Source organism: Arenimonas aestuarii (assembly GCF_054781715.1).
The window spans coordinates 1,220,015-1,234,839 of the sequence record NZ_BAAGTW010000004.1 but is presented as its reverse complement, the minus strand read 5'-3'; the positions used below and the strand labels follow the sequence as shown (position 1 = coordinate 1,234,839).

The 14,825-nt window shown below is 69.5% G+C and carries 11 protein-coding genes and 1 tRNA gene; 6 read left to right on the top strand and 6 right to left on the bottom strand.

The features are described from left to right. Positions 1–7 precede the first annotated feature (7 nt). From pheS to ACYVJH_RS06820, 6 genes are all read left to right on the top strand, one after another. Complete coding sequence (gene pheS, locus ACYVJH_RS06845) at positions 8–1,033, top strand: phenylalanine--tRNA ligase subunit alpha (RefSeq protein ID WP_460453864.1); 1,026 nt, start codon at positions 8–10, stop codon at positions 1,031–1,033. After that, positions 1,030–3,405, top strand: coding sequence for a phenylalanine--tRNA ligase subunit beta (gene pheT, locus ACYVJH_RS06840; protein ID WP_460453863.1), 2,376 nt, complete (start codon positions 1,030–1,032; stop codon positions 3,403–3,405). Before pheS ends, pheT begins: the two co-directional genes overlap by 4 nt. Positions 3,406–3,439: 34 nt before the next feature. Next, positions 3,440–3,739: an integration host factor subunit alpha gene (locus ACYVJH_RS06835; RefSeq protein WP_034222882.1), complete on the top strand. Its 300-nt coding sequence runs from the start codon at positions 3,440–3,442 to the stop codon at positions 3,737–3,739. Then, entirely contained in the window at positions 3,720–4,076 is a 357-nt protein-coding gene (locus tag ACYVJH_RS06830; RefSeq protein ID WP_460453862.1) for a MerR family transcriptional regulator, read from the top strand. The genes ACYVJH_RS06835 and ACYVJH_RS06830 overlap by 20 nt, the downstream gene beginning before the upstream one ends. A gap of 90 nt (positions 4,077–4,166) precedes the next feature. Next, positions 4,167–4,243, top strand: a tRNA-Pro gene (locus tag ACYVJH_RS06825). Positions 4,244–4,367: 124 nt separating this feature from the next. After that, on the top strand, positions 4,368–5,783 hold the full coding sequence (locus ACYVJH_RS06820) for a sensor domain-containing diguanylate cyclase (RefSeq protein WP_460453861.1): 1,416 nt from the start codon (positions 4,368–4,370) through the stop codon (positions 5,781–5,783). A 44-nt stretch (positions 5,784–5,827) separates the two neighbouring features. Here ACYVJH_RS06820 and ACYVJH_RS06815 read toward each other — a convergent pair whose 3' ends face one another. From ACYVJH_RS06815 to ACYVJH_RS06790, 6 genes are all read right to left on the bottom strand, one after another. After that, entirely contained in the window at positions 5,828–7,741 is a 1,914-nt protein-coding gene (locus ACYVJH_RS06815) for an AsmA family protein (RefSeq protein ID WP_460453860.1), read from the bottom strand. A 79-nt stretch (positions 7,742–7,820) separates the two neighbouring features. Beyond that, positions 7,821–9,611, bottom strand: coding sequence for an acyl-CoA dehydrogenase C-terminal domain-containing protein (locus ACYVJH_RS06810; RefSeq protein WP_460453859.1), 1,791 nt, complete (start codon positions 9,609–9,611; stop codon positions 7,821–7,823). 19 nt (positions 9,612–9,630) lie between these two features. Continuing rightward, positions 9,631–10,098, bottom strand: coding sequence for a hypothetical protein (locus ACYVJH_RS06805; protein WP_460453858.1), 468 nt, complete (start codon positions 10,096–10,098; stop codon positions 9,631–9,633). Between the two features lie 64 nt (positions 10,099–10,162). Beyond that, positions 10,163–10,822 (bottom strand): response regulator transcription factor, encoded by a 660-nt coding sequence (locus tag ACYVJH_RS06800; protein ID WP_460453857.1) that lies wholly within the window; start codon positions 10,820–10,822, stop codon positions 10,163–10,165. Beyond that, positions 10,819–11,586 (bottom strand): sensor histidine kinase, encoded by a 768-nt coding sequence (locus ACYVJH_RS06795; RefSeq protein ID WP_460453856.1) that lies wholly within the window; start codon positions 11,584–11,586, stop codon positions 10,819–10,821. The genes ACYVJH_RS06800 and ACYVJH_RS06795 overlap by 4 nt, the downstream gene beginning before the upstream one ends. Continuing rightward, positions 11,570–14,818, bottom strand: a complete 3,249-nt coding sequence (locus ACYVJH_RS06790; RefSeq protein WP_460453855.1) for a protein kinase domain-containing protein — start codon at positions 14,816–14,818, stop codon at positions 11,570–11,572. The genes ACYVJH_RS06795 and ACYVJH_RS06790 overlap by 17 nt, the downstream gene beginning before the upstream one ends. Positions 14,819–14,825: the final 7 nt, after the last annotated feature.

The following is a 14,825-nucleotide window of genomic DNA, read 5'->3' as shown; positions in this document are numbered from 1 at the left end:
CTCGCGCATGCCTGACATCCAAGACCTGACCCGATCGGCCCTGGCCGAAGTCGCCGCCGCCGGCAGCCTCGAGGCGCTCGACGCCCTGAGGGTGTCCCTGCTGGGCAAGAGTGGCTCGATCACCGGACAGCTCAAGCAGCTGGGCGCCCTGGCGCCGGAAGAGCGCAAGGCGGCCGGTGAAGCCGTCAATCGCGCCAAGGAAGCCGTGGCCGGCGCCATCGCCGAGCGCAAGTTGGTGCTGGAGGAAGCCGCCCTGGCGGCGCGCCTGGCCAGCGAGCGTATCGACGTCAGCCTGCCGGGCCGCGGCGCCGCCGTCGGCAACCTGCACCCGGTCTCGCGCACGCTCGAGCGCATCACCGACATCTTCGCCCGCCTGGGTTACCAGCTGGCCGACGGTCCGGAGATCGAGGACGACGAGCACAACTTCGAGGCCCTGAACTTCCCGCCGCACCATCCGGCGCGGGCCATGCACGACACCTTCTATTTCCCGCCCGATGAAACGGGCGAGGCCCGCCTGCTGCGCACGCACACCTCGGGCGTGCAGGTGCGTTTCATGAAGCAGGCCGTCGCCGACAAGAGTGGCCCGCCGCTGCGCATGATCGCCGCCGGCAAGGTCTACCGCAGCGACTCCGACCAGACCCATACGCCGATGTTCCACCAGGTCGAAGGCCTGCTTCTGGACGAAACCTCCAGCTTCGCCGACCTCAAGGGCACGCTGGCCGAGTTCGTGCGCGCGTTTTTCGAGCGCGACTTCGAGATGCGTTTCCGGCCCAGCTATTTCCCCTTCACCGAACCTTCGGCCGAAGTGGACATCGCCTGGCAGCAGCCGGACGGCAGCACCCGCTGGCTGGAAGTACTGGGCTGCGGCATGGTGCATCCGAACGTGCTGCGTGCCTGCGGCATCGATCCGGAGAAATACACCGGCTTCGCCTTCGGCCTGGGCGTCGAGCGTTTCGCCATGCTGCGCTACGGGGTCAACGACCTGCGCAGCTTCTTCGAGAATGACGGCCGTTTCCTGAGGCAGTTCGCATGAAATTCCCCGAAAGCTGGCTGCGCGAACACGTCGCCACCACCGCCTCGCGCGACGAACTCTCGGCCCGCCTGACCGCCATCGGCCTGGAGGTCGAGGAGCTGCAGCCGTTGGGCGACGGCCTGGACGGCGTGGTCGTGGCCCAGATCCTGTCCTGCGAAAAACATCCCGAAGCCGACCGCCTGCAGGTCTGCCAGGTCGCCACCGGCGCCGGCACCGTGCAGATCGTCTGCGGCGCACCCAACGCCCGCCCCGGCCTGAAGGCCCCGCTGGCCCAGGTCGGCGCCAGTCTGCCCGGGGGCATGGCCATCAAGGCCGCGAAACTGCGCGGCGTCGAATCAAACGGCATGCTGTGTTCGGCCAAGGAACTGGGCGTCGATGCCGACGCCTCGGGCCTGATGGAACTGCCGGCCGACGCGACGGTGGGCCAGCCCATCGGTGCGCTGCTGGGCCTGCCCGACGCCAGCTTCGAACTCAAGCTCACGCCCAACCGCGCCGACTGCTTCAGCGTGCGCGGCATCGCCTTCGACGTCGCCGCCGCCATGGGCGCGCAGGTCACGCCGATGCAGATCCCGGAAGCGACGATCGGCCACCAGGCCACGTTCGACCTGGTCCTGGACGCGGGCGCCGATTGCCCGCGGTATTGCGGCCGCATCATCGAAGGCGTCGACACCGGCGCGCGTTCGCCGCTGTGGCTGACCGAACGCCTCAAGCGCGCCGGCCTGCGCCCGATCAGCCCGCTCGTGGACATCACCAACTACGTGATGCTGGAGCTGGGCCAGCCGATGCACGCCTTCGACGCCGGCAGCCTGTCCGGCCCGGTCGGCGTGCGCCGCGCCCGCAAGGGGGAATCCCTGAAGCTGCTCGACGAGCGCGAGGCCGCGCTCGACGAAGGTTTCCTGGCCATCACCGACAACGACCGCCCGGTGGCGCTGGCGGGCGTCATGGGCGGCTGGGATACCCGCGTCACCGACGCCACCACCCGCGTCTTCCTTGAAAGCGCCCACTTCGCGCCCGCGGCCATCATCGGCCGTGCCCGCAAGCTGGGAATGCACACCGATGCCTCGCACCGCTTCGAACGCGGCGTCGATCCGGAGTTGCCGCGCCTGGCGCTCGAGCGCGCCACCGCCCTGGTGCTCGACATCATGGGCGGCCAGGCCGGCCCGGTCAGCGAAGCCGCATTGCCCGAACACCTGCCGCGTCCGGTAGCCGTGGCCCTGCGCCGCGATCGCCTGCGCCGCGTGCTGGGCCTGGTGGTGCCCGACGCCGACGTCGAACGCATCCTGCGCGCGCTGGGCATGCAGGTGGCGGCCACGGCCGAAGGCTGGGCGGTCACCCCGCCCACCCGCCGCTTCGACATCGCCATCGAAGAAGACCTGGTCGAGGAAGTCGCCCGCATCCACGGCTACGAAAACATCCCGACCAGCACGCCCACCGGCGAAGTGCGCCTGGTCGCGCCCAGCGAGTCCCGGGTCGCTGACGGCGTGCTGCGCCGGCAGCTGACCGGCCGCGACTTCCTGGAGGCGATCAACTACGCCTTCGTTGATGGCGGCCTGCTGGCCACCTGGCAGTTGCAGGACGGCGCTGTGGCGCTGGCCAACCCGCTGTCGGCCGACCTGGGCGTGATGCGCACGGCGCTGCTGCCGGGCCTGGTCTCGGCCCTGGCCCGCAACCAGTCGCGCCAGCAGTCGCGGGTGCGTTTGTTCGAGCTGGGCAAGGTGTTCCACCAGCCCACCGACGGCGGCGCCCCGATTGAAACCCCGCGCATCGCCGGCGTCGCCTGTGGACCGCAGTCGGCCGAGCAGTGGGCGCTGGACGACCGGGACGTGGACTTCTTCGACCTCAAGGCCGAGGTCGAAGCCCTGCTGGCCCTGTCCGGCGCCGAGGGCGAGTTTCGCCCGGACGACAGCCCCTGGGGCCATCCGGGCCGCAGCGCCTCGGTCTGGCGCGACGGCCAGCGCATCGGCTGGCTGGGCCACCTGCACCCGCGCCTGGCCCGGTCCCTGGACCTGGACGGCGAGGTCGTGGGTTTCGAGATCGACCTGGCGCCGCTGGCGACCCGGGCCGTGCCCCGGGCCGGGGAGGTTTCACGCTACCCGTCCGTCCGCCGGGACATCGCGCTCGTCGTCCCGGAAACCACCCCCTTCTCGGCCCTGCGGGCCAGCCTGCAGGCCGCACTGGGCGCGCTGCTGAGGGATGTGGTGCTGTTCGACCGCTACGTCGGTCCGGGCCTAGAGTCGGGCTCAAAGAGTCTGGCTATGGGCTTGATTCTGCAGGACGTTTCACGCACCCTAACTGACCGCGACGCCGATCAGGCCGTGGCCACCGCCCTCGAGGCGCTGGACAGGGACTGCGGAGCGCGGTTGCGGTCATGATGTTCGCCGGCAACGGCGGGTTACAGGGGATGTTATGGCACTGACCAAGGCCGAAATGGCGGAACGCTTGTTCGAGGAGGTTGGCTTGAACAAGCGCGAGGCCAAGGAATTCGTGGACTCCTTCTTCGACGCGTTGCGGGAGGCGCTGGAGCGTGGGCAGCAGGTCAAGCTGTCGGGCTTCGGCAACTTCGACCTGCGCCAGAAGAACCAGCGTCCCGGCCGGAACCCCAAGACCGGCGAGGAGATCCCGATCTCCGCGCGCACCGTCGTGACCTTCCGTCCGGGCCAGAAGCTGAAGGAGCGCGTGGAAGCCTATGCTGGATCCAGGCAGTAACCGGGAACTCCCGCCGATCCCGGCGAAGCGCTACTTCACCATCGGTGAGGTCAGCGAGCTGTGCGACGTCAAGCCGCACGTGCTGCGCTACTGGGAAACCGAATTCGGCAGCCTCAAGCCGGTCAAGCGCCGCGGCAACCGCCGCTACTACCAGCGCCACGACGTCCTGATGATCCGCCAGATCCGCGGCCTGCTCTATGAAGAGGGCTACACCATCTCCGGTGCCCGCCAGCGCCTGGAGGGCGAGACCGGCCGCATAGAGAACTCCATGACCGCCCAGGTGGTCAAGCAGGTCCGGATGGAGCTCGAGGAAGTCCTCAACCTCCTGCGCCGCTGACAATTGCTTGCAGGAGCCCCTTCAGGCGCTCCTAAAAAGTCCGGCTTCGCGTATAATCGCCAGCCCGGCCTCGGCCGGGACCACACGAATCGGGGCGTAGCGCAGCCTGGTAGCGCACTAGCATGGGGTGCTAGGGGTCGTGAGTTCGAATCTCACCGTCCCGACCAATTCGTGGCAAAGCCGCCCGACTCCCCACGGGCCGGCTGAAGCAGACCCGCCGAATGGCGGGTTTTTGCTTTCCGGCGCGCTAGGATGCGGGCAGGCAGTCGTGATGGAAAGGCGGAGGCATTGATGCAGGCGGGTACATCGCGGTCGTGGCTGCTGCACCCGTTGTTGCTGTTGCTCTGGCTGGGCAGCTTCCTGCTGGCAGCCGCGCTTGAGCACGCGCCGCACGCCAGCCTTTGGTTCCCACCGGCGGCGGTCACCTTCGCCGGCCTGTATTGCATGGGCTGGCGGGCGGTGCCGGCGATTTTCGTCGCCTGCGTCCTGGGCACCTACCTGACGGAAGCGGCCAACCAGGACGAGGTGCGCCTGGGCGTGCTTGCCTGGTCGAGCGTTGTGTTCGCGCTGGTCCACACCGGTGCCTACGCCCTGCCGGCGATGGTGCTGCGTCGCCTGGCCCCGTCGGCACCCACGGAGCTGACCCTGCGCGCGGTTTCACAGTTCCTGGTGCTCGGCGCCCTGGGCGCGCTGCTCGCCGCCGGACTGGGCGTACTGGGGCTAAGCCAGACCAACCTGCTTGAAGCCCCGGACCTGTTCGAACTGGTGTCGGCCTGGTGGATCGGGGACTACGCCGCCCTGGTGACCCTGGCGCCGGTGCTGGCCCTGGTACTGCGGCGCGCGGGTGCCGACGGCGAGGTCAAGCGGTTTCCCGCCTTCGAATGGGGGCCGTGGCGCCTGCGGAATTCCGCGGCCGGGAAACTTGCCCTGTTGTTCGTGGTCACCCTGGCCATCCTCGTGGGCTACCTGGAGCTCTCCAATAGCCGGGCACTGCTGGTCATGCTGGTGCTGCCGGTGGTGCTGCAGCTGTGGGTGGTGCACACCGAAAACCTGGCCAGCGCCCAGATGGGGCTCTTGGGTTTCAGCCTGCTGACGGTGGGGGCCGCGGCTGCCGTCGACGTGGGTGACGACGCGCTGATCCTGCAGTTCGCGGCCATCAGCCTGGCCGCCAATTCCTACCTCAGCCTGGCCGCGCCGGCGCTTTATGCCGCCAACAAGAGGCTCCGGGAACTGGTCAGCCATGACGGGCTGACGGGGGCGCTCAGCCGGACCTTCTTCGAAGACCGGGCCGCCGCGGAACTGGCCAGTGGCCTGCGTCGGGCCCGGCCAACGTCGATCATCATGCTCGACGTCGATGGCCTCAAGGAGCTCAACGACACCCATGGCCACGCCGGTGGCGACGCCGCGCTGCGCGAGCTGGTGGTCCGCTGCAAGGCCTGTCTCGGGCAGGAGGATTTCATCGGGCGCCTCAGCGGCGATGAGTTCGCCATTTTCCTGCCCGGGTCGGACGACGCGAAGGCGAACAAGGTGGTCCAGGCCGTCCGGGCTCAGTTGGAAGCGAGTCCCGTGCAGTCCCTGGGCCGTGGAGTGTCCGCGAGCTTTGGCATCGCGACCGCGGCCGGGGATTCGCCTACGCTGTCCCAGCTGCTGCAGACCGCCGACCAGGCGATGTACGCGGACAAGCGGGCGCGTCCGCGCGCTCCCTGAGTCGCCGGTGGCCGCGCCCGGTGCGCGTCCTGCCCCGGGACGCTTCAGTCCTTGTTTGCCTTGGGTCCGCAGTCCGACTCACCACCAGGGCCCGTCTCGACCAGGGCCAGCAGGGCCACAGGCGGCGCGACGGCATACAGGGCCGCGGCAGCGGCGGCGCGCAGCAGCAAGGGGCCGCCCTGCGGCCGGATACTGGGGTCGGCCAGCGTTCCGCCGAGCTGCAGCGGCGAGCGCAGGCTGAAAGGGCTGAAGTCCTTCGGTCGGGGCCGCAGCACGATGTCCAGGCGTTCCTCGCCCAGGTGGATCTGGCCTTCACCCAGCACCAGAGTGTCGGAGGTGTCGAAGCCGAGCGCGCGTGAGTCCATCACGCCCGCCTCGACCAGGAAGTCGGCGTAACCGCAGTGCACCGGGACGTCCTTGTCCTCGCCCAGCTTGAACTTGATCATTTCGGCGACGTCCAGGCCGATCAGTTCCATCATGTAGTTGCTGATGCGGCCCGGGCCCATGGCCAGTCCGGCTTCGCCGTCGGAGCTGGCCAGAATGCGGGCGACCGAATTGCCGCTGCCGCGCAAGCGGACGTGGCCGCCGAGCAAGCCCTGGCTCCTCGCCGCTTCGGCATCGGGCAGCATGCGCGGCAACTGCAGGCCGCGCGCCTGCATGTCTATCTCGGCCAGCATCGGCTCCTGTCGTGCATCCAGGTGCACCGATCCGTCGAAGTGACCACCGGCGAGGCCAAAGTCCAGCGGATCCAGCCGCAGGTCGCCGTCCTCCAGCACCAGGTGGGCGTCGAGCGACTGGAAGGGCAGGGGCGGCGCGCTCAGCTGGTGCGCGACCAGGGTGACCCGCGCGTCCATGGAGCGCAGTTTTTCGGTGTCGTAAACGCTGGTGGGGAAGAGCCGGCCGTCCTGGGGGTCCGCAGCCTGGGGTTTGCCGCCGATGAAACCGGCCAGGTCGTCGAGGTCGAGTTTGCGTGACTCCAGGTCCGCCACCAGCAGCGTGCGTTCGCGGCCAGTGTCGACGCTGACTTCTCCGGCCAGGTCGGATTGGCCGACGGTGCCGGTGACGCTGCGGTAGTGCCAGACGCTGCCGGTGCGGCCGAGGCGCCCATTGAGGTCGTAGGCGGCGGTTTCCGGGATGGCCAGTCCCAGCAGTGGGTAGAGTTCGGCCATGTCGGCACCGGCGATGCTGAAATCGAGCTCGAAGTCCCGCAGCTGCAGCACCGAGCGCAGGCCGCCGGACACGCGTGCGCGGGTGGCGCCGGCTTCGGCGGAGAGGTCGATCCAATAGCGCTGGTCGGGATCGGAATCGACCAGGTGCAGCGGAGAGCCAATACGGCCTTCAAGCACGAAGGGGTTCTCGCGGTAGGTGCCGCCGCCTTCCACCAGCAGTGGCGGCAGGCCCCCGGAGGCCGGGGGTTCGCCGCTTTGCACGGCCACGGCCAGGTCGGTGCGGCGCCGGTCCTCAAGCAGGTGCAAACGGCCCTGTTCAACCCACATCGCGCCTATGTCCGGGAACCGGCGGGGCGGGGGGTCGGTGTTCGGCTTGTCGCCAAATCGCCAGTTCGCGCGCAGGTCGGCGTCGCGCTCAAGATTCAGCGTGGGCTGGTCAAGGTCGACCGAGACGATAACGACCTGGCCCAGCAGCAGGCGCCAGGGGACCCACTGGATTTCCACGCGCCGGGCTTCGAACAGCGATGGCTGGCTCGCCCAGTCGGCGTTGCCGAGGCGGACATCGCTTCCGGCCACGGTTTGCCGGAAGAAACCGCGCGAGATGGAAAATTCACCGGCGATGCTGAACTCACGTCCGGTGCCGGCGCGGACCTGGTGTTCTATCAGCGCCTTGGCGACGGGATTGCCGACCAGCAGCGTGAACAGCACCAGCAGCGCGGCCAGCAGCAGGCCCCGCGCGTGCGGAATCTCTTGTTGTGTGGCTTCGGCGGCGGCGGAGCGGTCAGCCATGGCCACAGCATAGGCTCGGCAAACCGACTCGCACCCAAACGGCGCGAGCGCCGTTCAGGTTCGCGGAAGAGGCGCTTTATCAGCTGTCGAACAACGCCTCGTCCAGGTCCAGCAGATTGCCGGCGCCGCTGCGCATCGCCGCGGCATGGGCCTGGGTGCGCGGCAGGAGGCGTGCGAAGTAGAACCGGGCGGTTTCGCGTTTTGCCTTCTTGAAGCCGTCGCCGTGGTTGCCGGCCTCGGCCGCCACCACCGCGCGCGCCCACCAGTAAGCCAGGGCGACGTAACCGGAATAGAACAGGTAGTCCACCGACGCCGCGCCGACTTCATCGGCATTGGCCATGGCCTTCTTGCCCACTTCCATGGTCAGTTCGCCCCACTGCTTGGCGATCTCCGCCAGCGGCAGCACGAACTCGGTGAGCGACTCGTCGGCAGCGTGTTCGGTGCAGAACTCCTGGATCATCTTCATGAACATCTGCAGGCCGGCGCCCTGCAGCTGCATGGTCTTGCGGCCCAGCAGGTCGAGCGCCTGGATGCCGGTGGTGCCTTCGTAGATGGTGGTGATGCGGGCGTCGCGCGCCAGCTGCTCCATGCCCCACTCGCGCACGTAACCGTGGCCGCCGAAACACTGCAGCGCGTGGTTGGTGCACTCGATGCCCCACTCGGTGAGCATGCCCTTGACGATCGGCGTCAGGAAACCCAGCAGCGTATCGGCCTGCTTGCGTTCTTCGGCGTCGCCGGAGCGTTCGATCACGTCCACCAGGGTGGCCGCGTGCAGCGCCAGCAGGCGGCCGCCTTCACCCAGGGCCTTGCAGGTGAGCAGCATGCGGCGGATGTCGGCATGCACGATCAGCGGGTCGGCGGGTTTGTCCGGGTTTTTCGCCCCCGACAGCGAACGGCCCTGCAGGCGGTCGCGCGAATACGCCAGCGCGTTCTGGTAGCTGCGGTCGATCAGGGCCAGGCCCTGCAGGCCAACCGCCAAGCGCGCGGTGTTCATCATGGTGAACATCGCATTGAGGCCCTTGTTGGGCTGCCCGATCAGATAACCCTGGGCGCCGTCGAAGTTCATCACGCAGGTGGACGAGCCATGGATGCCCATCTTGTGTTCGATCGAACCGCAGCGCACGGCGTTGCGCTCGCCGACGGTGCCGTCGCGGGCGGTGCGCTGCTTGGGCACGATGAAAAGCGAGATGCCCTTGGTGCCCGCGGGGGCGTCAGGCAGGCGCGCCAGCACCAGGTGCACGATGTTGTCGGTGAAGTCGTGTTCACCGCCGGTGATGAAGATCTTGGTGCCGGTGATGGCGTGGCTGCCGTCTTCCTGCGGTTCGGCACGGGTCTTGAGCAGCCCCAGGTCGGAGCCGCAGTGCGGTTCGGTCAGGCACATGGTGCCGGTCCATTCGCCCGAGATGATGGGCTTGAGGAACACCTCCTGCTGCCATTCTTCGCCGTGGTGCTTCAGGGCCTCGGTGGCGCCGTGCGAAAGCAGCGGGTAGTTGCCCCAGCTCAGGCAGGCGGCGTCGATCATTTCCTTGAGCGCCGCGCCGAAACTTTCCGGCAGTGCCTGGCCGCCGAACTTCTCCGGCGCGGTGAGCGCGGTCCAGCCGCCTTCGACGAACTTCGCGTAGGCCTCCTTGTAACCCGGCGGCGTCGTGACCGCGCCGGTGTCCTTGTCGAAGGTGCAGCCGTGTTCGTCGCCGATGGCGTTGAGTGGCGCCAGCACGGTTTCGTTGAAGCGCGCGGCTTCGTCCATGACGGCGTCGAGCAGGTCGCGCTGGCCGTTTTCGATGCCCAGCTTTTCATAGAGCTTGTCGGCGCCGATGACGTCGTAGAGCGCGAACTTCATGTCGCGCACGGGAGCGGTGTAGCGGTTCATTGGTCAGGTTCCTTGAAAGTCAGCGGAGCACGCCGTCGAGCCCGGGGACCGGGTCGAGGCGGCTGGGGTATTCGATGGCGTCGTCGGTGCCCGGGTCGCTGCTGGCCAGTCGGCCCGACAGCAGGTAGGCCACGCTGCGGCGGTTGGCCAGGGCCTGGGTGACGGCGTCGCGCGCGCCCGGGCCGGGCGTGAAGACCTGTTCGACCAGTTCGGCCGAACCCGGGCCCACGGTTATGCCGGGATCAAGATCGAAGCGGATGGCGTCCTGGCCGCCGACGGTGAGGCTGGCCCGCAGTCGCGAGAAGCGCATCGGCACCGTGCTGAAGTTGCGGATGCGCAGGCTAAGCCGCCAGGTGCCGTCGTCCTGCACCCGCAGTTCCTGGACGCTGGCCTGGGGCGGATAGACCCGCTTGGGCGGGCCGCCGGCACAGGCGGCCAGCAGGGCCACGAAGGCCAGGAGAAGGGCGGCAACAGTGACTCTGCGCATGGCGGCTTGGCTCCAGGAAACAACTCCCGGAGCATACCAGCCCGTACGTTTACGGCGCGTGGGTTCAGGTCATCAGGCCGCGGCGCACGGCATAGCGGATGACGTCGGCGGTGTTGCGCGCCTCGAGCTTGGCCAGGACCCGGGCCCGGTGGTTTTCCGCGGTCTTGGTGCTGATGTCCAGGCGACGCGCGATTTCCTTGGTGCTCATGCCTTCGACGACCAGGTGGAAAACCTCGCGTTCGCGCGGGGTCAGGTTGCCGTAGGGGTCGTCCATGGCCTGTTTCGGGCGGTGCAGCTGCTCGGCCAGGACGCGGGTGGCCTCGGGGCTGAAGTGGCCGCGGCCCTCGCCGACGTTGCGCACCGCAGCCACCAGTTCGGCAGTCGGGCTGTCCTTGAGCATGAAGCCGGTGGCGCCGGCGCGCACCGCGTGCAGCAGGTATTCCTGATCCTCGTGCATGGTCAGCACCAGCACGCGGGTGTGCGGCGATTCGACCTGCAGCCGGCGCACGACTTCCAGGCCACCAAGATTGGGCATGGAGATGTCGATGATGGCGACGTCGGGATCGTGTTCCGCGGCCAGGGCCAGGGCTTCCAGGCCATTGGAGGCCTGGGCGACCACCTGGCAGACGCCGGCGGTCTCAAGGACGGAAACAAGGCTCTCCCGGACCAGGGTGTGGTCGTCGGCAATCAGGACCCGCAAGCTGCGGCCCGGGAGCGTGTTCATGGCTTCAGTATGCCAGCCTCGCCCGGCATCGGGACCACGGCCTCCAGGCGCGTGCCGTCCTGGCCGGATTCAAGCTGCAGGCGGCCACCGTAAAGCGCCACGCGGTCCTTCATGCCACCCAGGCCGGTGCTGTCGCCGCGCCGGGATTTTTCCAGCGCCTGGCCGACGTCGAAGCCGGGGCCGTCGTCCCAGACCGTGAGCCGCAGCAGGCCGGCGCGCACGCGCACCGATACGATGGCCTGGCTGGCGCCGGCATGGCGCAAGACGTTCGCCAGGGCTTCCTGGGCCAGGCGGAAGACCAGGGTCTGCAGGTCGGGTTCGAGCGGCGGCAGGGGATGGGCGCGGATCTGGATGGCCAGGCCGGCGGGGTTGCCCAGGGTCCGGGCCAGCCAGTCCAGTGCGGCTTCCAGGCCCAGGTCGTCGAGCACCTGCGGGCGCAGCAGGCGCGAGAGCTCGCGGGTGTCGGCCAGGCCCTGGGTGCACAGGTCCAGGCTGGCGTCGATGTGGGACTGCAGGTCGGGCCGGGTGTCGCCCAACTGGCTGGCCAGCAGCGACAGGCGGTGCTTGAGCGCGGTGAGGTTCTGGCCGAGTCCATCGTGCAGCTCGCGGGCCAGGCGGCGGCGTTCTTCCTCCTCGACCCGGAACACCGCCCGGCCCAGGCGCTGGAACTCGCGCTCATTGGCTTCCAGGCGCTCGACCAGGGCCCGGTAGTCCCCGCGCAGGGTTTCCAGCGTGGTGGCCAGGTCCTCAGTCTTCCCGGGCATCGGTGGGCTCCTCGGGGGCGGGCAGGGCGGCGGCCTGGGCCTGCAGTTTCTCCAGGGCACTCGCCGCGCGTTCGCCGGCCCGCGCCGAGGCATCGGCGTCGCCGGCCTGGGCCAGTGCACGGGCGCCCAGCGCGTGCAGGCGATGCGCGCGCAGGTAGCCTTCGCGGCGTTGAAGCTGCCCGGCGGCGGTTCGATAGGCCGCGACGGCACCGTCGGCATCACCGCGCGCCAGCCGGTTCTGGGCCAGCCTTTCAAGCCAGAGCAGGCGCAGCGAAAAATTGCCCAGGGCGGCGACCTCGGCGTCCAGCGTCGCCTCGCCAGCGGGGTCGGTCAGGGCCAGCACCTCGGCCTCGAGTCCAAGCACCGGTACGCCGGCTTCTTCGGCCAGGGCGCGGGCGCGCACCAGGGCCGATTCCGCCCCGCGGTCGTTGCCGGCGTCGCGCTGCAGGCGGGCATCCACCAGGGCGGCGATCGCCCGCTGTTCCAAAGAGCTCTCCAGCAAGGCCGGACGAATCGTGTCCAGCAGCGACAGCACGTCGTCGTTGCGGCCGGCAGCGGCCAGCAGGCGTGCCTGCAGCAGGTCGGCGTCGACGAGGCCGCGCTGGTCGCCACGTTCGGCGAACAGGCGCCGGGCCTCCTCGAGATGGCTTGAGGCGACCCTGAGCTCGCCTTGCAGCAGCGCCAGCTCGGCCAGGTTGCGCAGGCTGACCGCGGCTTCCTCGAGCATATGCCGCGAACGCGCCTCGTCCAGCGAACGCGCCAGCCGTTGGCCTGCGTCCGCCCAGTCGCCGCGGGCCAGGTCGAGCAGGCCCAGGTTCTGGTCGGCACGCACGATGCCGTTGTGGTCGTCGAGTTCGACGAAGGCTTCGCGGGCCTGCTGCCAGAACACGCGTGCGTTGTCGTAGTCGCCCAACTGGTAATGGGCGAAGCCGATGTTGTTGAGGCTCTCCGCGGTGCCCTGGGGGTCATTGGCGGCTTCCCGGCCGCGCAAGGCGCGCTTGTAGGCGGCCAGGGCCAGCGCGTAGTTGCCGCGTTCCTCGGCCAGCAGTCCCAGTTCGTTGTCCACCGCCGCGGCGCCGCCGCGGTCGCCGAGCTGTTCGAACAGCGCGCCGGCTTCGGCGAGGTTGTCCTGGGCCGCATCAAAATGCCCGCGCACCATCGCCAGCTGGGCGAGGTTGCGCAGGCTGCTGGCAAGGCCGCGGCGATCGCCCAGTTCGCGGCGCAGGTCGGCGGCCTTGCGGTACTGTTCCTCGGCGTCCTCGATCTGGCCCAGGCGCGCGTAACCCACGCCCATGGCATTGGTGGTCTCGGCCTCGCCGAAGGCGCTGCGTCCGCGCTTGTACAGCACCAGCGCGCGCACCAGGTGTTCCTCGACCGCCACGCGGTGGTCGCCCTGCAGGATGGCGGCCTTGCCCAGCAGGAACCAGGCACGGGGGTCCTGCGGGTCGCGGGCCAGCAGCTCGCGCAGCACGGTGATGGCCACGTCGAAACTGCCGGCGTCTATTTCCAGTTCGGCCAGCTGCAGGCGGGCGTCGAGGTCATCGGGCCGGGCCGCCACCAGGGCGCGCTGCTTGCCCAGGACCTCGTCGAACCGGCCTTCGTAGAGATCGACGATGGCCTGCAGGCGTGCCTTCACCGGTGAGGCCAGTCCGGCGCCCCGGCGCGCCGCGTCTTCGGCCAGGGCGTGTTGCCCGGCGGCGCGCGCGGTTTCCGCCAGCCCCAGCCAAGCCGGCGCGAAATCGGGAGCCGCCTTGGCCAGGGACTCGAAAGCGGCCGCCGACGCTTCCCAGCGGCCGGCGTCGCGCAGGACCAGGGCTTCGCCATAGGCGCGCAGGTTTTCCGGCGCGTCCGGGAGCAGGCCGGGCGGCAGCGTGCCGAGGGCGAACTGACGGGCAAGGCCCGCGGCGGATTGTTCGAGCGGCTGGCCAGGGGCGGCCTGGAACGCGAGCGGCACGCCACCGTCCGTTTCCGAAAGCACGGCCTCCAGTCCCTGGCCGGCATCGAGGTCCAGGCGCAGCACCCGGGTGGCGGGGAGCACCGCCAGCAGGGACGTGTCGCTGGCGCGGCGTCCGCCGAGGCCGGCCTGTGCAAGCGCCAGCTGGCTGCGGTCGGCATCGACGAAGGGCGGATTCGGCGGCCCGGACAGGCCCTGGCGCAAGGCTTCGGCGACCGCGGCGAGCGCGGCGGGGTCGTCGGCGGAAGGTTCTGCAACGAGCACGATGCGGTCGGGCACCGGCTGGTCCACCGGCAGCAGTTCAGGCGGTGGCCGTGCCTGCCACCAGGCGAACAGCGCGATGGCGGCGATCAGGAGCAGGGTGGTCACGATGCCCTTGCGGCCGGGGCGCAGGTCGCGGGCGACATGGCGGGCTTCGATGGCGGCGACCACGGCGCCGGCATCCTGGAAACGACGGGCGGGATTGGGCTGCAGCAGCCGGTCGACCAGCCGCACCACCCAGGTCGGCAGGTCGTCGCGCAAGGTGTCCAGGCGTGGCGGTGCCTGCACCAGGCGCTGGGTCAGCGACTCGGCCGGCGTGCCGCCGGAAAATGGCGGCTGACCGGCCAGCATTTCGTAAAGGATGAGGCCCAGCGAGTATAGGTCGCTGCGTGCATCCACCGGCGCGGCGCGCGCCTGTTCCGGCGACAGGTAGTCGGGCGTGCCGATGATCGCGCCCGAATGCGTCAGGCCGCTGGTGCCGAGCGAGCGCGCCACGCCGAAGTCGCTGATCAGTGCATTGCCGGTGGCATCGACCAGCACGTTGGCCGGCTTGAGGTCGCGATGCACGATGCCGCTGGCGTGCGCGGCCGCCAGGCCCGATGCCAGCTGGCGGGCGATGGCCAGCGCCGGCTCCAGCGGCATCCTGCCTTCGCGGTCGAGGCGGCGGTCGAGCGACTCGCCGTCCACCAGGTCCATGCTGATGAACCAGCGGTCCTCGTGTCGGGAAATGTCGTGGATGCGCACCACGTGCGGGCTCGACACCTGGCGCGCCAGCAGCAGCTCCTGGCGGAAGCGTTCGAATGACTCGGGCCGCGAGGCCAGCTCCGGGCGCAGCAGTTTTATCGCCACGGGCACGCCCAGGTCGCGGTCGCGGGCCATGTAAACCACGCCCATGCCGCCGATGCCGAGCATGCGGACGATCTCGAATCGCCCGGCGAGCACCGTGCCGGGCGACAGCTCGGCGCCGGCGTGCTGGCCGGTCATGGTTTCGAGGTGGCGGCGGTCGTTGCCGGTCATGGTTGGC

Coding starts and splice junctions, on each gene's coding strand:
- pheS (WP_460453864.1), top strand. CDS start 8: ATGCCTGACATCCAAGACCTGACCCGATCGGCCCTGGCCGAAGTCGCC.
- pheT (WP_460453863.1), top strand. CDS start 1,030: ATGAAATTCCCCGAAAGCTGGCTGCGCGAACACGTCGCCACCACCGCC.
- ACYVJH_RS06835 (WP_034222882.1), top strand. CDS start 3,440: ATGGCACTGACCAAGGCCGAAATGGCGGAACGCTTGTTCGAGGAGGTT.
- ACYVJH_RS06830 (WP_460453862.1), top strand. CDS start 3,720: ATGCTGGATCCAGGCAGTAACCGGGAACTCCCGCCGATCCCGGCGAAG.
- ACYVJH_RS06820 (WP_460453861.1), top strand. CDS start 4,368: ATGCAGGCGGGTACATCGCGGTCGTGGCTGCTGCACCCGTTGTTGCTG.
- ACYVJH_RS06815 (WP_460453860.1), bottom strand. CDS start 7,741: ATGGCTGACCGCTCCGCCGCCGCCGAAGCCACACAACAAGAGATTCCG.
- ACYVJH_RS06810 (WP_460453859.1), bottom strand. CDS start 9,611: ATGAACCGCTACACCGCTCCCGTGCGCGACATGAAGTTCGCGCTCTAC.
- ACYVJH_RS06805 (WP_460453858.1), bottom strand. CDS start 10,098: ATGCGCAGAGTCACTGTTGCCGCCCTTCTCCTGGCCTTCGTGGCCCTG.
- ACYVJH_RS06800 (WP_460453857.1), bottom strand. CDS start 10,822: ATGAACACGCTCCCGGGCCGCAGCTTGCGGGTCCTGATTGCCGACGAC.
- ACYVJH_RS06795 (WP_460453856.1), bottom strand. CDS start 11,586: ATGCCCGGGAAGACTGAGGACCTGGCCACCACGCTGGAAACCCTGCGC.
- ACYVJH_RS06790 (WP_460453855.1), bottom strand. CDS start 14,818: ATGACCGGCAACGACCGCCGCCACCTCGAAACCATGACCGGCCAGCAC.